The sequence below is a fragment of the Plantibacter sp. M259 genome (assembly GCF_006065115.1).
GTDB classification, from domain to species: domain Bacteria; phylum Actinomycetota; class Actinomycetes; order Actinomycetales; family Microbacteriaceae; genus Plantibacter; species Plantibacter auratus.
Genome location: NZ_CP040750.1, coordinates 4,001,766 through 4,023,825, shown reverse-complemented (window position 1 = coordinate 4,023,825; position 22,060 = coordinate 4,001,766). Strand labels below are relative to the sequence as shown.

Sequence of the window (22,060 nt, the reverse complement as noted above, 5' to 3'; positions counted from 1 at the left end):
TCGGAGCTGCGCACTGACGAAGGCCCGGACTGAGCGCACTGCTCGATCCGGGCCTTCGTCGTCGGTCCTGCTCCTCGGTGGACGACCGAGGATCAGACGTCGATGCTCTCCCGGGAGAGCCGGTCGGAGCTGTCGACGATAAACTCCTTGCGCGGGGCGACGTCGTTGCCCATGAGGAGTTCGAAGATCCGTCCGGCCGACTCCGCATCTTCGACCCGGACACGGCGCAGCGTCCGGTGACGGCGGTCCATGGTGGTCGTGGCCAGCTGGTCGGCGTCCATCTCGCCCAGGCCCTTGTAGCGCTGGATCGGCTCCTGGTGCTTCTTGCCGGTGCGCTTGAGGTCGCTCAGCACCGCGTGCAGTTCGGCTTCGGAGTACGTGTAGATCGTCTCGTTCGGCTTGGAGCCGGGGTTGATGACGATGACGCGGTGGAGCGGCGGTACCGCGGCGAACACGCGACCCGCTTCGATCAGCGGCCGCATGTACCGGAAGAAGAGGGTGAGCAGGAGCGTCCGGATGTGGGCGCCGTCGACGTCGGCGTCGCTCATGAGGATGATCTTGCCGTAGCGGGCGGCGTCGAGATCGAACGATCGTCCGGAGCCCGCGCCGATGACCTGGATGATGGACGCGCACTCGGCGTTCGACAGCATGTCCGAGACGGAGGCCTTCTGCACGTTGAGGATCTTGCCTCGGATCGGGAGCAGCGCCTGGTAGGAGCTGTCTCGGGCGAGCTTCGCCGTGCCCAGCGCCGAGTCGCCCTCGACGATGAAGAGTTCGCTGGACTCGAGGTTGCCCGAGCGGCAGTCGACCAGCTTGGCCGGGAGCGACGAGTTCTCGAGCGCGTTCTTGCGGCGTTGCGTCTCCTTGTGGGTCCGCGCGGAGATCCGGGACTTCATCTCCGACACGATCTTCTCGAGCACGAGCGCGGTCTGCGCCTTGTCATCGCGCTTGGTCGAGGCGAACCGCTCCTTGAGCTCCTTCGTGACCACGTTGGCGACGATGGCGCGGACGGCCGGCGTGCCGAGGATCTCCTTCGTCTGGCCCTCGAACTGCGGCTCGGCGAGGCGCACCGTGAGCACCGCCGTGAGGCCCGCGAGGACGTCGTCCTTCTCGAGCTTGTCCGAGCCGACCTTGAGTCGACGGGCGTTCTGCTCGACCTGGGCGCGGAGGAACTTCAGGAGGCCCTGGTCGAATCCGAGTTGGTGCGTGCCGCCCTTCGGCGTGGCGATGATGTTGACGAAGCTGCGCATGACCGTCTCGTACCCGGTCCCCCACCGCAGCGCGATGTCGACCTCTGCCTCGCGCTCCACCTCGGTGGCGACCATGGTGCCCGACGGCGACAGCACCGGGACGGTCTCGGTGAACGTGCCGCTGCCGGTGAGGCGCCAGGTGTCGGTGAGGGCCGTGTCGCCCGCGAGGTAGTCGACGAACTCGGAGATGCCGCCCTCGTAGCGGAACATCGCCTCGGTCGGCTCCTCGACGGTCTCGTCGCGGATGTGGATCCCGAGACCCTTGATGAGGAAGGCGGTCTGGCGCGCGCGGCCGAGGAGCTCCTCGGCCTGGAACTGGGCGCCCTTCGTGAAGATCTGGCGGTCGGCCCAGTAGCGGATCCGGGTGCCGGTCACGCCGCGCTTCGTCTTGCCGATGACGCGGAGCTCGCTCTGCTTCTCGAACGGCGTGAACGGTGCGTCCGGGGTCGGCTCCCCCGTGTCGGCGAAGATCCCCGGCTCACCGCGGTGGAACGACATGGCGTAGGTCTTGCCGCCGCGATCCACCTCGACGTCGAGTCGCTCGGACAGGGCGTTGACGACGGATGCGCCGACGCCGTGCAGCCCGCCGGACGCGGCGTACGAGCCGCCGCCGAACTTCCCGCCGGCGTGGAGCTTGGTGAAGACGACCTCGACACCGGAGAGGCCGGTCTTCGGCTCGATGTCCACCGGGATACCACGTGCGTGGTCGCGCACCTCGACGCTCTGATCGGCGTGGAGGACGATCTCGATCTGATCGCCGTACCCGCCGAGGGCCTCGTCGACGGAGTTGTCGATGATCTCCCAGAGGCAGTGCATGAGGCCCCGTGAGTCGGTGGAACCGATGTACATGCCCGGTCGCTTGCGCACCGCCTCGAGGCCTTCGAGGACGGAGAGATGCCTGGCGGAGTAGTCGCTGCTCACGCTTCCCAGCGTAGTCGTCGGCACCGACACGCCGAGGGAGACACTCGGCGCGCGATCGCCCGGACCCGCTCGACGGCGCGTTCTCGCGGGCCGTCGACCCATCCGGCTACACGGTTGATCCGAATCATCTACGCGCACAGCGAAAAGAACACGGAATGGGACCCCGTTGTGACAATCGCGTGCTTTCATGAGTACTACGAGTTTCGTAGCCGCCCGAGTCAGGAGGAGCACATGTCACAGACTGCTACCGAGAGCACGCCGAGTGACCTCGACGCCCAGCAACTGACTGCCGCCGATCGTTGCGATCTGTGCGGAGCACAGGCCTACATCCGCGTGCAGATGAACAGTGGTGAACTGCTGTTCTGCGCGCACCACGGCAAGAAGTACCAGGAGAAGCTGACGCAGGTCGCCACCGACTGGCACGACGAGTCCGCGCGACTCTTCAACGAGCAGCGCGCCTAGTCCACCGGCATCATGACGAAGGGCCCCGGATCCGAGATCCGGGGCCCTTCGTCATGTCATCGAGGAAGCGCGATCTCAGACCAGCGCGGGCTCGATCGCGCGCGGACTCAGGCGAGGGCCGAGACGATCTGCGCTCTGGCGTTGGCGGCGATCTCGTCGAGGGCGTGAAGCTCTGGCGATTCGTCGAGCATCGAAGTCCCCCCGGCGACCGTGATCGCCAGACGGAGCAGCCGATCGGCCAGTTCCGGGTTCTTGGCGAGGACGGGGCCGTGCAGGTGGGTTCCGACGAACGGTCCGACCAGCGCACCCTCCGTGCCGTCGCCGTTGCCTCGTCCGTGCTGCACGGTGCCGATCGACTCGACGCCCGTGCCGGCTCGGAAGTCCCGCCCGTGGTTCTCGTACCCGACGAGTACCGGGGCGTCGAGCTCGAGGCGGCCGCTCGGCACGACGACGAGGTCATCGCTCGCCCGCGTGCGCCGCAACGGGGCGTCGCCCTCGATGATGGCGAGGCCCTCGACCCAGCTCCCCGGTACCAGCTCGAGCCGGCGAGTGAGGAGCTTCCATCCGTTGGCGACCGCGAGGACGGGCACGCCGGCCTCCGCCCAGGCGATGAACGCCTCGCGGAACGGCCGGAGTGCCTCGAGCACCTGTGGCGCCGACGGGTCGTCGCACGACCCGAGGACGACCGCGTGGACCGTGCTCGGGAGCTCGGCGACCGATTCGACCGGGACGAGCTCGACGACGAGGCCTCGCGCGCGGGCCCGGCGAGCGAGGACCGCGCCGTTCTCGGCGTCGCCGTTCACATTGCAGCTCGAGGGCAGGAGGACGGCGATGGTGATCGTCGGCTCGGTCGTCATGCGTCGTCCTGATCGTTCGAGGCGAGGCCGAGGTGCGCGCGGGTGCGGCGCATCGAGTCGGCGGTGAAGATCACGGTCTTCCGACCGTGCGCGGGCGCCGGGAGGGCGAGGAACGCGTCCAACGCCGTGCCGAGGTCCGGTTCGATCCGGTCGATCTCGACACCGTCGTAGCCCAACTGCAGCGCGGCCTCCCAGGCCTTGGACCCCGACACGAGCGCCACACGACCGAGCCTGGACGTGTCGACCGGCCAGAGATACGAGGGATCGCGGACGTCGCTCCCGACGGCCACCAGGATCTGCTCGGTGTCGGCCGCCAGGCTGTCGACGTTGAGCTGATAGCTCGCGGGGTTCTGGACGAGGACGAACTCGACCTCGACACCGCGGACGGTCGTCACCTCACCGCGGCCGAACACCGGCGTGAGCGCGCGGAACGACTCCGCCGCGGTGGTGAGCTGGAACTCGGGGCCGAGGATCGCGGCGGCGCCGGAGAGGGCGGCAGCGGCATCCACGGCGTAGTGCACGCCGCGGGCCGGCAGACGGAACCGGACGGTCTCGCCGCGGTGGGTGATGGACACCAAGTCGCCGTCGAGGGCTTCGACGACGGTTCCGGAACCGGGATCGACCCGATCGGACGAGGTCGTGCTGTACCCGAGGCCGCGTGCGCTGGCGCCGAGCACGGCCATCGAGACGCCGTACCGCCATCGCGTCGCGTCGCTGCCTGGCGCGACGGCGTCGACGAGCGCGTCATCGCCGTTCAGGACGAGCGATGTGCTCGATCGGGCAGCGATCGCGTCGAGCATGCGCGCCACCATGGCAGCGTCGTGGAAGCGGTCGATCTGGTCGACGGACACGTTGGTCAGGATGACGTGGGCGGGCGCGAGTCGCGGCGCGATGAGCGCGCCGTGTCCTTCGTCCATCTCGAGCACCCCGAGCTCGGCGTCGATCCGGCCGCGGAGGTCGGCTCGTTCGAGGAGAGCCGAGGTGAGGCCCTGGGAGATGTTCGCCGTGGACGGGTTCGTGAAGACCGACACGCCGTGGGCACGCAGGATGCCGACGAGCATCTTGGTCGTCGTCGACTTCCCGCTCGAGCCGCTCACGATCACGAGACCACGCGGGAAGGCGTTCAAGGTGTCGGGGAGGAACCCGGGCGCGATGCGGTTGACCACGAGGCCGGGAACGGCCGATCCCCCGCCCGGCTTGCGCAGCCTGGCGAGGAATCGGACGGCACGACCGGCGAGGATGGCCGGGGCGTAGCGCATGCTCCTACTCGAGGTAGTCGCGGAGCGACTGGGATCGGCTCGGGTGACGCAGCTTCGCCATGGTCTTCGACTCGATCTGCCGGATGCGCTCACGGGTGACCCCGAAGGTGTCGCCGATCTGGTCGAGCGTCTTCGGCATGCCGTCGCCGAGGCCGAAGCGCATCCGGATGACGCCCGCTTCCCGCTCGGAGAGCGAGTCGAGGAGCGACTCCAGCTGCTTCTGCAGCATCGTGAAGCTGACGGCGTCGGCCGGCACGACCGCCTCGGTGTCTTCGATGAGGTCGCCGAACTCGCTGTCGCCGTCCTCGCCGAGCGGCGTGTGCAGCGAGATGGGCTCGCGGCCGTACTTCTGGACCTCGATGACCTTCTCGGGCGTCATATCGAGTTCGCGGCTGAGCTCCTCGGGCGTGGGCTCGCGGCCCAGGTCCTGCAGCATCTGCCGCTGGACGCGGGCGAGCTTGTTGATGACCTCGACCATGTGCACCGGGATGCGGATGGTGCGCGCCTGGTCGGCCATGGCACGCGTAATGGCCTGACGGATCCACCAGGTCGCGTAGGTGGAGAACTTGAAGCCCTTGGTGTAGTCGAACTTCTCGACCGCACGGATGAGGCCCAGGTTGCCCTCCTGGATGAGGTCGAGGAACTGCATGCCGCGGCCCGTGTACCGCTTGGCGAGGCTCACGACGAGTCGGAGGTTCGCCCCGAGGAGGTGGCTCTTGGCGCGGGCGCCGTCCTTCGCGACCCACTGGAGCTCACGGCCGACCCGCGAGCGCTTCTCGAGGTCGGAGAGCTGGGCGAGCTTGTCCTCAGCGAAGAGGCCCGCCTCGATGCGCATCGCGAGTTCGACCTCTTCGGCCGCGTTGAGGAGCGCGACCTTACCGATCTGCTTGAGGTAGTCCTTGACCGGGTCGGCGGTGGCGCCGGTGATCGCAGCGGAGTAGACCGGGATCTCGTCGTCATCACTGTTGGAGAGCACGAGTGCGTCCGTGGGGAGGGTGATCTCCGGCACGGACTTGTCGTCCTCCTCCTCGACCGCCTCGGCGGTGTCGCCTGCGGGCGCGTCGACCACGGCGTCGTCGGCGACGACCTCGACGACGACGTCCTCGTCGTCCGTGCCCTCATCGGGCTCCGTGCTCGACTTCGTACCCGCCTTGGCGCGGGTGGCCTTCTTGGGAGCAGCCTTCGCTCGGGTCGTGGTGGCCTTGGTGGTCCGAGCCTTCGCTGCGGGAGCCTCCGTGGCCTCGTCTGCTGGCGCTGCTTCGTCTGCGCGAGCCGTCTTGGTGGCCATAGCTGCACCTTCCTGTTCGGACCCGGCATGGACAGTCATCGCCGGATCGTCCGTGATTTCGGACATTACGAGGACCCATGTCAAGTCTTGGTGCAGTGCAACCCGAAAAGGGCCGCCGACATTCCGAGAGGTGAACGGGTCCGTGTTCCATTATAGCGCGCGCCGGAAGACCCCAGAGCCACAGGCCGTTTGTCAAGGGTGGGATCGGTGGACGAAGCGAACGCTCAGCGACGGCGCCCGAGCCTGGCTCGGACCGCGATCCACAGCGGACCGACGGCGATACCCTCGTCCTCGGCGAAGCGTCTCCGCGTGCGGGACCGGGCGACGAGCAGCATCGCGACCCCGAACCCGACCACGAGGTACTGCACGGAGAAGGCGATCCGGAAGCTGTCCATGGAGTAGTCGGCACGGGATCCCCGCTGACCGCGTCGATGATGAGACCGATGAGGAACATCATGACGAAGCTCGCGAGGAACCCACCGACGTTCACGATGCCGTTCGCCCCGCCGAGCGCGCGGATCGGGTTGAAGGTGCGGGCGAAGTCGAACCCGATGAGTGAACCGGGGCCACCGACCCCGACCACGACGAACAGGACGATCACGAGCCACATCGGTGGGACGCCCGGCCAGAGGAGGAGTGCGGCCCAGGCGACGCCCATGACCGTCACGATCCCGAGCACGAGGTTGCTCCGCCGGTAGGGGAACCGGGCGGTGAGCACCCCGAGGACGGGTCCGGCGATCATGCCGGAGACCACGATCACGATGAGCAACGATGCGGCGAGGGGCTGCGGGTAGCCGAGGGCGTAGACCATGAACGGGAAGCCCCAGAGGAGCGTGAGGACCGTACCGGAGGACTGGGTGACGAAGTGCGACCAGAACCCGAGACGCGTCCCTGGCCGACGCAGACTGATGACGACCTCGCGGACGACGTGGCCCCAGGTCTCGGGGCGCGGCGCCTCGTCGGAACCGGGCGGCCGGTCGCGGACGACGATCAACACCCCGACGAGCGCCAGGAGGACGAGTCCGGCTGCACTGAGGAACGCCGGCGACCAGCCGAAGGCGTGCAGGATGAAGGAGAACGGCACCGCCGAGAGGATCTGTCCGATCTGCCCGATGTTGCCGACCCACTGCGAGACGATCGGCACCCGACGGGTGGGGAACCAGGAGTTCACGAGCCGCAACACGGAGGTGAACACCGCGGCGTCGCCGAGGCCGACCAGCATCCGGCCGACGATCGCGCCGCCGAGTTCGGTCGTGAGACCCAGCCAGACCTGGCCCGCCATGACGACCGTCAGCCCCGCGATGATCAGCACGCGAGGTCCGAGGCGGTCGATGAGCACCCCGACCGGGACCTGCATGGCGGCGTACACGATCAGCTGCGCGACCGCGAGGGTCGACAGCGCGGCCGCGTCGATCTGGAACCGCTCAGTGGCGTCCACTGCTGCCACGCCGAGCGTCGACCGCTGCATGACGGTGATGAGGTAGGCGAACACCCCGACGCCGAACACCCACCAGACGCGTCGAGATCCCACCGATCCAGCTTAGGTGGTCGAGCGGTCCTCGTCGCCGTGGCGCCGGCTCGCGAGGAACTTCTCGAGCTCAGCGGCGATCTCGTCGGCCGTCGGAAGCGCCCCGTCGATGTCGGTGAGCGGCGATTTCGGCGAGTTGTCGGCCATGTAGGCGTCGTACCGCTCCTCGAGCGTCGTGACCAGCTGGCCGAGCTCGTGGTTGGTCCCGACCTGCTCGTCGATCTTGACAAGGAAGTCGCGGCTGTCCTCGCGGAGGCGGTCCGTGGGGAAGATGAGCCCGGTCGCCGCGCTGAGGCTCTCGATCGCCGTGATCGCCGCGGCCGGGAACTCCGTGTCGGCGAGGTAATGCGGAACGAGGAGCACGAAGGCCGCGATGCTGTCGCCGCGCTCGTAGAGGCGGTACTCGAGGAGGTGGAGCACGTTGGACGGCACCTGGGTGCGGGGGCGCCAGACCGATAGCGACTCGATGAGGTCGAACCGGTTGCCGCTGACGGTGACGCCGATCGGCCTGGTGTGCGGGACCGGCATCGGGATGGCGTGCACCCACGTGGTGTCGCTGACCCGGAATCGATCGACGAGCTCGAGCACGGCCGCGACGAAACGGTCCCAGAGGAAGTCGGGCTCGAAACCGGTGAGCAGCAGGAACGGCGACCCGAGCTCGTCGTGGGCGAACGACAGGGTCAGCCGGGGTGGCCGGTACTCCGTCAGGTGGTCCTGGTCGAACGAGATGATCGGCCGGCGGGCCCGGTAGTCGAGCAGGACGTCGGCGTCGAACTCGGCGATGACCGTCGTGTCGAGGACGTCGTCGAGGTAGGCGTTCAACTGCCCGACCGCGCCGCCGGCGTCGGAGAACCCGGTGAGCCCCGCGACGAGGTGGAGGCCGGCGGGGATGTCGATCTCCGGGTGCACCTCGTAGAGGTCATCAGGCGTAGGCATGCTTCAACTCTAAACGGGGGTGTCGCAGCGCCCTTCCCCTCCGAGCGTCGGCGGTACCGCCGAGAGCGAACACCGGCGGCCCCGCCTCGGACCGGAACGGCACGTGCCTACGATGGAGGCATGACGATCCCTGTGCTCTCCGTGTTGTCCGCCGCCGTCGAGGGAGTCGAGGCCGAACTGCTCGTCCTCGCGGTGAGGAAGGGCGACGACGGACCGGAGCTCCTGGCGCCCGACGTCTACGCCCCGCTCGCGGACGAGCTGCGCGCCTCCGGTGTCACGGGGTCCGAAGACCAGGTGCGACGCCTCCCGGACCGGTTCGGCGTGGCCTCCGGTCTCGTGCTGGTCGGCCTCGGTCCGGATGCGGACGACGCGGCCTTCCGACGAGCCGCGGGTGCAGTGACCAGGACGATCGACGGCCAGGCCTCGATCGCGTTCGCGTTGACGGAGGAGACGGCCGCCGCCGCCGAAGCCGTCCTCGAGGGGCGGCCATCGGCGCCTACCGCTACACCGCGTCGCGCGGTGTCGGATCCGCGCCGGCACCGACACCGCTCGGGCAGATCACCGTCGTCGTCCCGTCGACCGTGGACGCGCCGGATGCCGGGCTCGCGGAGCACGCCACCGCGGTCGCCGAGGCCATCGCGCTCGTGAAGGACCTGGTCAACGCGCCGCCGAACGAGCTCTACCCGGCGACCTTCGCCGACGCGGCCCGAGCAGCGGTCGACAGCCTCGACGTCGAGGTCGAGGAATGGGACGAGACCCGCTTGGCCGAGGACGGCTTCGGCGGCATCCTCGGTGTCGGGCAGGGTTCCTCTCGGCCTCCGCGACTCGTCAAGCTGAGCTACCACCCTGAGGCGGCCCGGAGCCACCTGGCCCTCGTCGGGAAGGGCATCACCTTCGATAGCGGCGGCCTCTCCCTGAAGCCACCGGTCTCGATGGTCGGCATGAAGTACGACATGACCGGCGCGGCGACCGTGCTCGCCGTCCTGGCCGCTGCCGCGCGTCTCGGGGTGCCCACCCGGCTGACCGCGTGGCTCTGCCTCGCCGAGAACCTCCCGTCGGGCACGGCGATCCGGCCGAACGACGTCCTCACCATCCGGGGCGGACGCACGGTCGAGGTCACCAACACCGACGCCGAGGGCCGGCTGGTCCTCGCCGACGGACTCGTCGCCGCAGGCGAGGAGGGTCCGGACGCCATCATCGACGTGGCGACCCTCACGGGAGCCGCCGTGGTCGCGCTCGGCAACCGCTACACAGGCGTCATGGGCGACGCGTCGTTCGTCACCGACCTCATCGCGACCGGTTCCGGTGCGGACGAACTGTTCTGGCCGATGCCGTTCCCCGCGGAGCTGCGCAAGGTCCTCGACTCCGACGTCGCCGACCTCGCCAACGCGAAGCCCGGGACCACCGCGGGCGGCATGCTCGTCGCAGGCACGTTCCTGCAGGAGTTCATCGCGGACCGCACCGACGAGGAGGGCGGCACCACCCGCATCCCGTGGGCCCACCTGGACATCGCCGGGAGTGCAATGAACGGCGACGCCCGCTACGGCTTCACCGCCAAGGGCCCGACCGGCGTCGCGGTCCGCACCCTCCTCGCAATGGCCGAGGAGATTAGCCACCCGTAGTAAGGTCGGTGGGGGCGGTTCGACCCGCCTCGACGCCGCCGAACACACCACGACGGTTTCCGATCGACCACGAAGCACACACAAGGAGCAACGGAGTGTCCGAGCAGAATTTTGACCTGGTAGTCCTGGGAGGCGGAAGCGGCGGATACGCTGCGGCGTTGCGCGCTTCGCAGCTCGGCCTCACCGTCGGCATGATCGAGAAGGACAAGGTCGGCGGCACCTGCCTCCACCGCGGTTGCATCCCGACGAAGGCGCTGCTGCACTCCGCCGAGGTCGCGGACGCATCGCGCGAGTCGGAGAAGTACGGCGTCAAGTCCACCTTCGAAGGCATCGACATCGAGGGCGTCACGAAGTACCGCGAGGGCATCGTCGCGAAGAAGTACAAGGGACTCCAGGGCCTCGTCAAGGCCCGCGGCATCACCACCATCGAGGGTGAGGGCCGTCTGGTCTCCCCGACGAGCGTGCAGGTCGGCGACGACCTCATCACCGGCAAGAACGTGATCCTCGCGACGGGCTCGTACAGCCGCTCGCTCCCCGGTCTCGAGATCGGTGGCCGCGTCATCACGAGCGAGCAGGCGCTGCAGCTCGACTTCGTGCCGAAGAAGGTCGCCGTCCTCGGCGGCGGCGTGATCGGCGTCGAGTTCGCGAGCGTCTGGAAGTCGTTCGGGACCGAGGTCACGATCATCGAGGCACTCCCCCACCTCGTCCCCAACGAGGACGAGTCGATCAGCAAGGCGCTCGAGCGCGCGTTCCGCAAGCGCGGCATCGAGTACTCGCTCGGCGTGCGGTTCCAGGGCGTCACCCAGGACGACTCGGGCGTGCACATCACGCTCGAGGACGGCAAGACGATCGACGCCGAGCTGCTGCTCGTCGCCGTCGGCCGTGGCCCGTCGACCGCCGGACTCGGCTTCGAGGAGGTCGGTGTCACCATCGACCGCGGCTTCGTCATCACCAACGACCGTCTCGAGACGAACATCCCCGGCCTCTACGCCGTGGGCGACATCGTACCCGGCCTGCAGCTCGCGCACCGCGGCTTCCAGCAGGGCATCTTCGTGGCCGAGGAGATCGCCGGCCTCAAGCCGGTCATCATCGAGGACGTCAACATCCCGAAGGTCACCTACAGCGACCCCGAGATCGCGTCCGTCGGTCTCAGCGAGGCCAAGGCGGCCGAGCAGTACGGCGCCGACAACATCACGAGCTACGACTTCAACCTCGCCGGCAACGGCAAGAGCGAGATCATCGGCACGAGTGGCAACGTCAAGGTCATCCGGGTCAACGACGGCCCCGTCATCGGTGTGCACATGATCGGCGCCCGCGTCGGTGAGCTCATCGCCGAAGGCCAGCTCGCCGTCAACTGGGAGGCCTACCCAGAGGACATCGCGCCGCTGATCCACGCGCACCCCACGCAGAACGAGGCGCTCGGCGAAGCATTCCTCGCGCTCGCAGGCAAGCCCCTGCACGCGCTGTGACGCATTCCGAACACCCCAATAAGCTAGTGAACACACAACAGGTTTCAAAGGAGACAAGGTCATGAGCGAATCCGTCAGCCTCCCGGCACTCGGCGAGAGTGTCACCGAGGGTACGGTCACCCGCTGGCTGAAGAATGTCGGCGACACCGTGGAGGTCGACGAGCCACTGCTCGAAGTGTCGACCGACAAGGTCGACACCGAGATCCCTTCGCCCGTCGCGGGTGTCATCGAAGCGATCCTCGTCCAGGAGGACGAGACCGTCGAGGTCGGCACCGCTCTCGTGACCATCGGTGATGGTTCGGGTGCGGCTGCGGCCGAGGAGCCCGCGCCCGCCGCGGAACCGGCTGCTGCCGAGCCCGCTCCGGCTGAGCCCGCTCCCGCGGCCGAGCCCGAGCCGGCACCTGCTGCCGCGCCGGCTCCCGCTGCTGCTCCGGCTCCCGCCGCTGCACCTGCTGCTGCTCCGGCTCCCGCCGCCGCGCCTGCTCCGGCTCCCGCCGCTGCGCCGGCTCCCGCTGCAGCTCCGGCACCCGCTCCGGCTCCCGCTGCTGCGGCTCCGGCCGCCGCTTCGACGCCTGCCGCCGGCGGGGTCGTCAACTCCGGTTACGTCACGCCGCTGGTGCGTCGTCTCGCCAACCAGCACGGGGTCGACCTCAGCACGGTCACCGGCACCGGTGTCGGCGGACGTATCCGTAAGGAAGACGTCCTGCAGGCTCAGAGCGCCGGTGGCGCCACGGAGTCGCCCGCTGCTCCGACCGTCCAGGTCTCCGAGCTGCGTGGCACGAGCAAGGCCATGTCGCGTCTGCGCAAGGTCGTCGCCGAGCGCGCCGTCGCTTCGATGCAGGGCACCGCCCAGCTGACGAGTGTCGTCGAGGTCGACGTCACGAAGGTCGCGGCACTCCGCACGGCCGTCAAGGACGAGTTCCTCGCCAAGACCGGCAACAAGCTGTCGTTCCTGCCGTTCTTCGCCCTTGCTGCCAGCGAGGCGCTCCAGACGTACCCGATCATCAACGCCACCGTCGACGGCGACCAGATCGTGTACCCGGAGACGGAGAACCTCGCGATCGCCGTGGACACCGAGCGTGGCCTGCTGACGCCGGTCATCCGCAACTCGGGCTCCAAGTCGATCGCCGAGCTCGGCGCCGAGATCGCCGACCTCGCGCAGCGTACCCGCGACAACAAGCTGCAGCCCGATGAGCTGTCGGGCGGCACGTTCACGCTGACCAACACCGGTTCGCGCGGCGCCCTGTTCGACACCCCGATCGTGTTCCTGCCGCAGTCGGCGATCCTCGGTACGGGTATCGTCACGAAGAAGCCGGTCGTCGTGACGGTCGACGGTGCAGACGCCATCGCGATCCGTTCGACGGTCTACCTCGCGCTGAGCTATGACCACCGCATCATCGACGGCGCGGACGCTGCACGCTTCCTCGTCCAGGTGAAGAACCGCCTCGAAGCAGGCGACTTCCGCGGCTCGCTCGGGATCTGATCCCGAACCGACCGCGCTGTGTCCACCGCCTCATCCGGCGGTGAACACCTCCCGCAGACGCCAGCCCGTCTCGCCCCTCACCACGAGGAGCGTGACGGGCTGTCGTCGTCCTGCGGCGGCTTCGTCCGTCTCGGACGGCTCGGCCGTGCCGCGGAGGACCGCCGCGTCGCCCTGACGGTCGACGAGGTCGAGGCTCGCCGCATCGATCGATCCGATCCCGACACCGAGGTGCTCGTCGTCGTCGAACGGGGACCCGCGCTCGACGGAGTCCCAGACGCACCCCTCCTCCCCGTCGTGCGGCACTGATCCCGTCGGCGGACGAGCTCGCGAGCCGCAGCCGCCGGATCGTCACCGGTGACCACGTCGACGGCGCCGGCTTCGTCCGCCGCTGGCGTCGGTGTCTCCACCGGTGGCACGACACTCGTGACCGGCGCGGACGCCGGGCCGACCGAACCGGCCGGCGTCGGCGCGATCGCGGTGCTCGGGTCTTCGGACGGCAGGAACACCATCGCCGCCGACACCAGTGCCGCTGCCGCGCCCGCTGCTCCGATCACGAGCCGACGACGTCTCGGGCTGGAGTCGACGGACGGCGTCGAGCGGCCGGCGGCCGCCACCCGTGTGCCTCGACCGGGTCGCCAGGCCAGACGGCGACGCAGCGACGACGCGGGATGTCGTGACCGACGCCTCGATTCGACCGCGGCTCGTCGGGTCGGCGGGAGCGGAGCGGTCCGCTGCGCGCGATCGGCGGAAGCACGGATGGCATCGGCAGGTGATGCGGACGGCGGGTCGACGCGGTCGAGCAGGACCGGGAGCGGTCGTGCCAGGGCGTGGATCCGCTGTTGCAGTCGATTGGCGATCTCGTGGTCGGCGAGTTCAGGCACGACGTCGGCCCAGGCCACGGTCGAGGGGTCTCGTCGGGGTCGGTCGCCTGCAGGACACCGTCCATGAGCCCCGCGAACGCCGTCCAATCGGCAGCGAACGCCGGAGCGGTGCGGCCGAGCCCACCATCGATGGTCTGGTGGTCCACGGGAGCTGCGCCCGACCAGCCGGAGAGGACCGGTCGGCCGTCGTCGGCGAAGCGCACGGCCGAAGCGCTGATCGACCCGTGACTGATCCCGGAGAGGTGCGCTGCGCGGATGGCGTCGACCAATGGTGCCAGGATCGTGACGGCCTCACCGGGAGCGATCGACTCCCGGCGGCGCAACAGTTCTCCCAACGTGCCACCGGCGAGCCGCTCGACCAGCAGGCACGGGAGGCCGGCGGGATCCTCGGCGACGTCGACGAGTCTCACGATGTGCGGGTGGTCGAGTCGGGACAGGATGGCCGCGCGACGCCAGAGGTCGCGTTCGGCGGCGTCCGCCCTCGCTCGGAGCAGCACGGCGTCGCCCGCCGGGGCGGCCTGGTCGGTACGCCCTCCGTGCGCGGATCCGGCGTGGGCGAGCACCGTCGAGTAGGCCGTCCACTCCCGGCCCTCACCCAAGCGCCGGACGAGACGACGGCCGGCAACTCGGGTTGTGGTGGCGGACGGGTCTCGCAGTGTTTCCATAGCTCGATCCTCCGACGCGGAGCCCCATCCGGCGGCGTCGGCGCACGCGGCTGTGGACAAGGTCCCCGCGGCGCCGGCCTGTGGAGCAGAACGCAGCATCAGGACCCTCCGTCACCGGCTATCCTGGGAGCATGGCTCAGAAGGACGCGCCCCCGGCGGCGCAGAAGGAACCAGGGCGGATCAAGCAGCTCTGGCAGGTGTTCCAGCTCACCCGTCGCCACGACAAGGCGGCGCAGTGGTTGATGCTCGGCGGCTTCATCCTGCCGGTGCTCATCGGTGTCGCGGTCGCGCTGCTGTTCTCGGCGGGCAACATCTTCGCGCTCGTCATGTGGATCATCGCGGGTGTGCTCGCCGGTATCCTCGCGGCCCTGTTCATCCTCACCCGGCGCGCGGACAAGGTCGTCTACACGCAGATCGAGGGTCGACCGGGCGCGGTGGGCCAGGTACTCCGCGCTGCGCCGCGCTCGTGGCAGACCAGCGAGATGCCCGTTGCCGTGAACCCGAAGACCCAGGACGCGATCTACCGGGCCGTGGGCCGTGGTGGCGTCGCCCTGATCGCCGAAGGACCCCGATCGCGGACCTCACGCCTGCTCGAGGACGAGAAGCGCAAGGTCAGCCGCATCCTCCCGAACGTGCCGATCACGGTCTTCCACGTCGGCCCCGACGCCGACTCGGTGCAGCTCCGTCAGCTCTCCGGCGCCCTCCGGAAGGTCAAGAAGTCCCTGACCAACCCCGAGGTGCTTGCGGTCAGCAACCGTCTGTCCTCGTTCGGTACGCAGCTCCCCATCCCGAAGGGCGTCGACCCGATGCGAGTCCGCCCGCAGCGCGCGCGCTGACCCACCGACACCGCTCGGAACACCTCGCGGTACGGAAACGCGAACGGCCGCCCTCTTGACGGAGGGCGGCCGTTCGCGTTTCCGGCTGCGTTCAGCGCACCCGCAGGAGCACTGTGCCCGCGACCTTGTCGTGGAAGCCGCGCTGGTCCGAATCCCAGACGAGCGCTGGAACGACCACGCAGAGGAGCACGGTTCGCACGGCCGGCCGCCAGAGCCCGACCCACCCGCCGGTCAGCGGCATGAGGCGCATGCCGCACAGGCGATGACCGAGACTGCCGCCGATGGTCGGGATGAAGATGAACTGCATAATGGCGAAGATCACGAGCGTCGCGGTGGCGTCGTAGGCGAAGAACGCGACGGAGAGGACGACCGCCAGGGCCCAGTCGATGACGAGCGCGGTGATCCGCCGACCGACCCGCGCGACCGATCGGACGCCGCTCTCCGGGAGTCCGAGGCGTTCACCGGGGAAGGCGCTGGGAGGAAGCTCTCCGAAGGTCCGTGGATTCTGCGGGGTGTGGGGCACTGTGCCATTCTATTCGGGCGGGGATTCTCGTAACATCCACGAAACATGGGTGTCATGGCGGGGTAACCCCCTCCCCGTAGTCTCACAGATGGCTGCGCTGTGCAGCCTCCCTGTACCAACCCCATTTGGAGCCATTCACATGTTCAGTGATTCTTCCGAAGTGCTCAAGTTCATCAAGGACACCGATGTCAAGTTCCTCGACATCCGCTTCACGGACCTTCCCGGCGTGCAGCAGCACTTCAACATCCCGGCCAGCACCGTCGACGAGGAGTTCTTCACCGTCGGCCAGCTCTTCGATGGTTCGTCCATCCGTGGCTTCGCCAACATCCACGAGTCGGACATGCAGCTCATCCCGGATGTCTCCACCGCTTACATCGACGCCTTCCGTGCCGAGCGCACGCTCATCATGGTGTTCGACATCTACAACCCCCGCAACGGCGAGATCTACTCCAAGGACCCGCGTCAGGTCGCCAAGAAGGCTGAGAAGTACCTCGCCTCCACCGGCATCGCCGACACCGCGTTCTTCGCCCCCGAGGCAGAGTTCTACATCTTCGACGACGTCCGGTACGAGGTGAACCAGCACTCGAGCTTCTACTCGGTGGACTCCGAAGAGGGAGCCTGGAACACCGGCCGCGCCGAAGAGGGCGGTAACCTCGGCAACAAGACGCCCTACAAGGGTGGCTACTTCCCCGTCAGCCCCGTCGACAAGCAGGCCGACCTCCGCGACGACATCAGCCTCAAGCTGATCGACGCCGGCCTCATCCTCGAGCGCGCGCACCACGAGGTGGGCACCGGCGGCCAGGCCGAGATCAACTACCGCTTCGACACCATGGTCGCCGCGGCGGACGACATCCTCAAGTTCAAGTACATCGTGAAGAACACGGCCGACCTGTGGGGCAAGACCGCGACCTTCATGCCGAAGCCGCTCTTCGGCGACAACGGCTCGGGCATGCACACGCACCAGTCGCTGTGGAGCGACGGCAAGCCGCTCTTCTACGACGAGAACGGCTACGGCGGTCTCTCCGACCTCGCCCGCTGGTACATCGGTGGCCTGCTGAAGCACGCCCCCGCCGTCCTGGCGTTCACGAACCCGACGGTGAACTCGTACCACCGCCTGGTCCCCGGCTTCGAGGCTCCCGTCAACCTGGTCTACTCGGCCGGTAACCGCTCGGCGTCGATCCGTATCCCGATCACGGGCACGAACCCGAAGGCCAAGCGCATCGAGTTCCGCGCGCCCGACGCGTCCGGCAACCCGTACCTCGCGTTCGCCGCTCAGCTGATGGCCGGCCTCGACGGCATCAAGAACCGCATCGAGCCGCACGAGCCCGTCGACAAGGACCTCTACGAGCTTCCCCCGAGGAGGCCAAGAACATCCCGCAGGTGCCCGCATCGCTCGGCGCTGCGCTCGAGGCGCTCGAGGCGGACCACGAGTTCCTCCTCGCCGGCAACGTCTTCACGCCGGAGCTCATCGAGACCTGGATCCAGTACAAGCGCGAGAACGAGATCAAGCCGCTGGCCCAGCGCCCGCACCCGTTCGAGTTCGAGCTGTACTACGGCGTCTGACGACACCTGCTACACCGCGAACCGCCCGTCATCCGCTCGGATGGCGGGCGGTTCCGTATGGTCGAGGCGATCGGCTCAGATGCCGTAGAAGCCGTGCTCGAAGACCGTCCGGGCGCGCCGGGTGGCCGCGAGGTAGTCCTGTTCCAGGAGACTCGCCGATCCGGTCGGGTACTCCAGGAGTCGCGCCACGCCTTCGAGCTGTTGGCGGTCGCTCGGCAGCACGTCCTGCGTCTTGTTCAACCACAGCGTCATGGCCGAACGGATCCGCGACGCGAGGATCCAGGCCTCACGGAGTCGTTCGGCGGACTCCCGATCGACGAGATCCGCGTCCACCGCCGCGTCGAGCGCTCGAAGCGTCGAGGTGGTTCGCAACGACGGCACCGCCGCGCCGTGCTCGAGCTGGAGGAGCTGGACGAACCACTCGACGTCGCTGAGCGAGCCGCGCCCGAGCTTCAGGTGTCTCGTCGGGTCGGCGCCCTGCGGCAGCCGCTCGTTCTCGACACGTGCCTTGATCCGCTTGACCTCGCGGACGGACTGCTCGCTGATCGCCGCTGGGTAGCGGACCGTGTCCGCCACCTCGGTGAACGCCTCGATGAGCTCGGTGTCGCCCACGACCCCGGCGGCGCGGAGCAGCGCTTGCGCCTCCCAGGTGAGCGACCACCGCGCGTAGTAGTTGCGGTAGGAGTCGAGGGAGCGCACGAGCGGACCGTTCTTCCCCTCGGGACGGAGGTCGAGGTCGAGGTCGAGCGGGAGCCGGGCGTCCTCGCTCAGCCGCTTGAGTTCTGCGGCGATCGCTCCGGCCTGCCGCTGTGCGTCCTGGGTGTCGACCCCGTCCTTCGGCCGGAACACGTAGAGGACGTCGAGGTCCGAACCGAGTCCGAGCTCTGCGCCGCCGTAGCGGCCCATGGCGATGATGGCGAACTCGATGTCCGCACCGAGGCCGCCGATGCGTCTGACGGCGCCGAGGAGTCCTGCGAGCGTCGCCGTCGACACGTCCGTCAGTCCGGCGGCGAGGCCCTGGACGTCCAGCATGCCGACGGTCGACGACATCGCCAGCCGGAGGACTTCGCGTCGCCGTACCGCGCGGATGGCGGCGGCTGCGGTGTCCGGTGAGTCGTGTCGTCTGAGGATGGCGGCGATCTCCTCGCCGAGCGCGGCGGACGATCGCGGGAGGAGGTCCTCGTCTCCGGCGAGCCAAGCGGCCGACTCGGGGATGCGGTCCATGAGCTCGCCGATGAAGCGGGACCCCGAGAGGACCCGCGTGAGCCGCTCGGCCGCCCCTGAGGAGTCGCGGAGCATCCGCAGGAACCAGTGCGACTCGCCGAGGGACTCGCTGAGCCGCCGGAACGCGAGCAATCCGTAGTCGGGATCGGCGCCGTCCGCGAACCAGCCGAGCATGACGGGGAGCAGATGCCGCTGGATGTTGGCGCGCCGAGACACGCCGGCGGTGAGCGCCCCGATGTGGGCGAGCGCGCCGCGGGGGTCCACGAAGCCGATCGCCGCGAGTCGCGCCTCGGCCTGACCGCTCGTCAGACTCAGACCGCTCTCGGGCAACGCCGCGACCGCCGAGAGCAGCGGCCGGTAGAACAACCGCTCGTGCAGCTGCCGGACACCGTGTTTCGTGGCCTCCCAGCGCGTGACGAGGGCCTGTGCGGTCGTCGCGAGCGTGCTCGACCGGGCCAGGGATCGAAGCGACGGCTCGTCGCGAGGCATCATGTGCGTGCGCTGCAGTCGTGTCAGCTGCAGGCGGTGTTCGAGCACCCGCAGCAGGCGGTAGTCGTGAGCGAACTCCTGCGCCTCGGCGCGACCGATGTACCCGGCGGTCGCGAGGCCGTCGAGGGCGGCGAGGGTGCCGCGTTGATGCACGGAGTCGTCGAGCTGTCCGTGGACGAGCTGCAGCAGTTGGACCGTGAACTCGATGTCGCGGAGCCCGCCCGGGCCGAGCTTCAGTTGGTAGTGGACATCCTCCGCCGGAATGTGTTCGGTGACCCGTTCGCGCATGCGCTGCACGGATTCGACGAAGCCCTCGCGGGACGCACTCCCCCACACCTTCGGCTGTACCGCCTCGATGTAGCGGGCACCGAGGTCGGGATCGCCGGCGAGGGCCCGTGCCTTGAGGAGGGCCTGGAACTCCCAGCTCTTCGCCCACCGGTCGTAGTACACGAGATGCGACTCGAGCGTGCGGACGAGGGCGCCGGCCTTCCCCTCCGGACGGAGGTTCGGATCGACCTCCCACAGGCTCGGCTCGAGACCAGCCTGTCCGAGACCGCGCATGGTGAGGACCGCGAGCCGGGTGGCGATCTCGACGGCACGCCCGTTGTCGAGCCCGTCCTCGCCGTCGCCCGAACCCTCACCGACGAAGATGACGTCGACGTCGGAGACGTAGTTCAGCTCCCGTGCGCCCGCCTTCCCCATGCCGATGATCGCGAACCGGGTGGCGGCGACCTCCTCGCGCGGGTAGACGCCGGGACCCCTCGGGCCGCTCGTCTGCGTTCGTGCGACGGCGATGGAGGCCTCCAACGCACCTGCTGCGAGGTCGGAGAGGGCACTGGCGACCCGGTCGAGCACGACGATCGGATCCGGGGCGCAGAGGTCGAACAGGGCGACTTCGGCCAGCAGTCGTCGGTAGACGACGCGGATCGCGTCCCAGGCGGGCTCCTCGACGATCGCGGCGAAGCCGTCCTCGGCACCGACGCTCGCGAGCAATTCGTCGCGTGCCTCCTGCAGCGTCGGGACGCGGGTGACCGGCAACTCGAACACCGAGAGCTGGTCGGGGTGGCGGAGGAAGAAGTCGATGAACCCCTGGGAGGCGCCGAACAGTCGGAACAGCCGCTCGGCCGAGGCCTGGTCCGCCAGGAGGGCTGACAGTTCGGCGGGAGACTTCCGACCGACCATCAGCACGCCGACCAGCGCGGCGTCGGGGTCGGCCGCGACGGCGAAGGACGGCGACAGCGACGCCGGGTCGAGGCGGACGAGCTCGGCGAGCTCGTCCAGCCGGTCCCGGGCCTCACCCAGACCGGTGAACCCGAGTCGGGCGAGCGTGCTCAGGGAGATGTTCTCGCGGACCATGCGACCGACCGAACCCCTCGTCTAGAGCATCTCCAGGTTGCTGGACAACTCGAAGGGGGTCACCTGGGCCCGGTACTCGTGCCATTCCTGTCGCTTGTTCAGCAGGACGTAGTTGAACACCTGCTCCCCGAGCGTCTCCGCGACGAGCTCGGAACCCTCCATGAGGCTGACGGCGCGATCGAGGCTGGCAGGCAGCGCGTTGTAGCCCAGCGCCCGACGTTCGGTGTCGGAGAGCGTCCAGACGTTGTCCTCGGCCTCCGGCGGGAGTTCGTAGCCCTCCTCGATGCCCTTCAGCCCCGCGGCGAGCATGAGCGAGAAGGCGAGGTACGGGTTGGCGGCGGAGTCGATGGCGCGGTACTCGACCCGAGCGCTCTGCCCCTTGTTGGGCTTGTAGAGCGGCACGCGCACGAGTGCCGAGCGGTTGTTGTGGCCCCAGCAGACGAAGCTCGGAGCCTCGGACAGCTTGTTCGGCCCGACGCCACCCCAGAGTCGCTTGTAGGAGTTCACGAACTGGTTCGTCACCGCGGTGATCTCCGGAGCGTGCGTCAAGAGTCCGGCGATGAACTGCCGGCCCGTCTTCGACAGCTGGTACTGCGCACCCGCCTCGTAGAAGGCGTTCGAGTCACCCTCGAACAACGACATGTGCGTGTGCATGCCGCTGCCGGGCTGGTGGACGAGCGGCTTCGGCATGAACGTCGCGTAGACGCCCTGCTCGATCGCCACCTCCTTCACGACGGTGCGGAAGGTCATGATGTTGTCGGCCGTCGTCAGGGCGTCGGCGTACCGCAGGTCGATCTCGTTCTGGCCGGGGCCCGCCTCGTGGTGGCTGAACTCGACGGAGATCCCGAGGTCTTCCAGCATCCGGACGGAACGTCGACGGAAGTCGTGAGCGGTGCCTCCGGGGACGTTGTCGAAGTAGCCCGCCGAGTCGACCGGCTCCGGTCCGTCGACGCCGTACTGCGAGGACTTCAGCAGATAGAACTCGATCTCGGGGTGCGTGTAGAACGTGAACCCCATGTCGGCGGCCTTCGCCAGGGTGCGCTTCAAGACGTTCCGCGGGTCGGCGACGGCGGGCTGGCCGTCGGGCGTCGTGATGTCGCAGAACATGCGCGCCGTCGGGTCGATCTCGCCGCGCCACGGCAGGATCTGGAAGGTCGTCGGATCGGGGTGTGCCAGGAGGTCCGACTCGTAGGAGCGGCTGAGCCCCTCGATCGCCGAACCGTCGAAGCCGAGGCCCTCGGAGAACGCGCCTTCCACTTCGGCCGGGGCGATCGCGACGGACTTGAGGGTCCCGACGACATCGGTGAACCACAGCCGGACGAACTTGACGCCCCGCTCCTCGATCGTGCGGAGAACGAAGTCGCGCTGCTTATCCATCTGCCCCTCTTCCTTCGGCCGGCGGCCCGTGTCTAGGCTACTGGCTCCGTCCCCGTTCCCGCTGCATCAGC

Annotated in this window: 14 protein-coding genes and 3 pseudogenes; 6 read left to right on the top strand and 11 right to left on the bottom strand. The window is 68.7% G+C overall.

The window, feature by feature from the left end:
• Positions 1–92 precede the first annotated feature (92 nt).
• Positions 93–2,171 carry a type IIA DNA topoisomerase subunit B gene (locus FGL15_RS18800; RefSeq protein WP_240773631.1) on the bottom strand — a complete coding sequence of 693 codons (2,079 nt, stop codon included), beginning with the start codon at positions 2,169–2,171 and terminating at the stop codon, positions 93–95.
• Between the two features lie 231 nt (positions 2,172–2,402).
• Between FGL15_RS18800 and FGL15_RS18795 the strand changes: the two genes are divergently transcribed.
• A complete protein-coding gene (locus FGL15_RS18795) occupies positions 2,403–2,633 on the top strand; it encodes a hypothetical protein (protein WP_079705880.1) in 231 nt (76 codons plus the stop codon).
• 107 nt (positions 2,634–2,740) lie between these two features.
• On the opposite strand, the gene FGL15_RS18790 is transcribed toward FGL15_RS18795, so the two are convergent.
• From FGL15_RS18790 to FGL15_RS18770, 5 genes and pseudogenes are all read right to left on the bottom strand, one after another.
• Positions 2,741–3,490, bottom strand: coding sequence for a glutamine amidotransferase (locus FGL15_RS18790; protein WP_138947030.1), 750 nt, complete (start codon positions 3,488–3,490; stop codon positions 2,741–2,743).
• Positions 3,487–4,749 carry a MurT ligase domain-containing protein gene (locus FGL15_RS18785; RefSeq protein ID WP_138947029.1) on the bottom strand — a complete coding sequence of 421 codons (1,263 nt, stop codon included), beginning with the start codon at positions 4,747–4,749 and terminating at the stop codon, positions 3,487–3,489. Before FGL15_RS18785 ends, FGL15_RS18790 begins: the two co-directional genes overlap by 4 nt.
• 4 nt (positions 4,750–4,753) lie before the next feature.
• Entirely contained in the window at positions 4,754–6,037 is a 1,284-nt protein-coding gene (locus tag FGL15_RS18780) for an RNA polymerase sigma factor (RefSeq protein ID WP_240773629.1), read from the bottom strand.
• 517 nt (positions 6,038–6,554) lie between these two features.
• Positions 6,555–7,505: pseudogene (locus FGL15_RS18775) on the bottom strand (nitrate/nitrite transporter); the annotation flags it as partial.
• A 72-nt stretch (positions 7,506–7,577) separates the two neighbouring features.
• The gene (locus FGL15_RS18770) at positions 7,578–8,501 is read right to left on the bottom strand and encodes a proteasome assembly chaperone family protein (RefSeq protein WP_138947028.1); all 924 of its coding nucleotides are present in this window, start codon (positions 8,499–8,501) and stop codon (positions 7,578–7,580) included.
• 120 nt (positions 8,502–8,621) lie between these two features.
• Between FGL15_RS18770 and FGL15_RS18765 the strand changes: the two are divergent.
• The 3 genes and pseudogenes from FGL15_RS18765 (at position 8,622) to FGL15_RS18755 (ending at position 13,075) form a co-directional block, all read left to right on the top strand.
• Positions 8,622–10,123: pseudogene (locus tag FGL15_RS18765) on the top strand (leucyl aminopeptidase).
• Positions 10,124–10,218: 95 nt separating this feature from the next.
• A complete protein-coding gene (gene lpdA, locus FGL15_RS18760; protein ID WP_064293772.1) occupies positions 10,219–11,592 on the top strand; it encodes a dihydrolipoyl dehydrogenase in 1,374 nt (457 codons plus the stop codon).
• Positions 11,593–11,653: 61 nt separating this feature from the next.
• On the top strand, positions 11,654–13,075 hold the full coding sequence (locus FGL15_RS18755) for a 2-oxo acid dehydrogenase subunit E2 (RefSeq protein ID WP_138947027.1): 1,422 nt from the start codon (positions 11,654–11,656) through the stop codon (positions 13,073–13,075).
• Between the two features lie 30 nt (positions 13,076–13,105).
• On the opposite strand, the gene FGL15_RS18750 is transcribed toward FGL15_RS18755, so the two are convergent.
• Together FGL15_RS18750 and FGL15_RS18745 are read right to left on the bottom strand one after the other, a co-directional pair.
• Positions 13,106–13,378, bottom strand: coding sequence for a hypothetical protein (locus tag FGL15_RS18750; RefSeq protein ID WP_138947026.1), 273 nt, complete (start codon positions 13,376–13,378; stop codon positions 13,106–13,108).
• A 247-nt stretch (positions 13,379–13,625) separates the two neighbouring features.
• A complete protein-coding gene (locus tag FGL15_RS18745; RefSeq protein WP_168223442.1) occupies positions 13,626–14,621 on the bottom strand; it encodes a hypothetical protein in 996 nt (331 codons plus the stop codon).
• Between the two features lie 131 nt (positions 14,622–14,752).
• On the opposite strand from FGL15_RS18745, the gene FGL15_RS18740 reads away from it, so the two are divergent.
• Positions 14,753–15,457, top strand: coding sequence for a DUF4191 domain-containing protein (locus tag FGL15_RS18740; protein WP_064293769.1), 705 nt, complete (start codon positions 14,753–14,755; stop codon positions 15,455–15,457).
• A 91-nt stretch (positions 15,458–15,548) separates the two neighbouring features.
• On the opposite strand, the gene FGL15_RS18735 is transcribed toward FGL15_RS18740, so the two are convergent.
• A complete protein-coding gene (locus tag FGL15_RS18735) occupies positions 15,549–15,980 on the bottom strand; it encodes an RDD family protein (protein ID WP_138947024.1) in 432 nt (143 codons plus the stop codon).
• Positions 15,981–16,068: 88 nt separating this feature from the next.
• On the opposite strand from FGL15_RS18735, the pseudogene glnA reads away from it, so the two are divergent.
• Positions 16,069–17,543, top strand: a pseudogene (gene glnA / locus FGL15_RS18730) (type I glutamate--ammonia ligase).
• Positions 17,544–17,618: 75 nt separating this feature from the next.
• Here glnA and FGL15_RS18725 read toward each other — a convergent pair.
• The gene (locus FGL15_RS18725) at positions 17,619–20,612 is read right to left on the bottom strand and encodes a bifunctional [glutamine synthetase] adenylyltransferase/[glutamine synthetase]-adenylyl-L-tyrosine phosphorylase (protein ID WP_138947023.1); all 2,994 of its coding nucleotides are present in this window, start codon (positions 20,610–20,612) and stop codon (positions 17,619–17,621) included.
• 21 nt (positions 20,613–20,633) lie between these two features.
• Positions 20,634–21,989: a glutamine synthetase family protein gene (locus FGL15_RS18720; protein WP_064293766.1), complete on the bottom strand. Its 1,356-nt coding sequence runs from the start codon at positions 21,987–21,989 to the stop codon at positions 20,634–20,636.
• Positions 21,990–22,060: the final 71 nt, after the last annotated feature.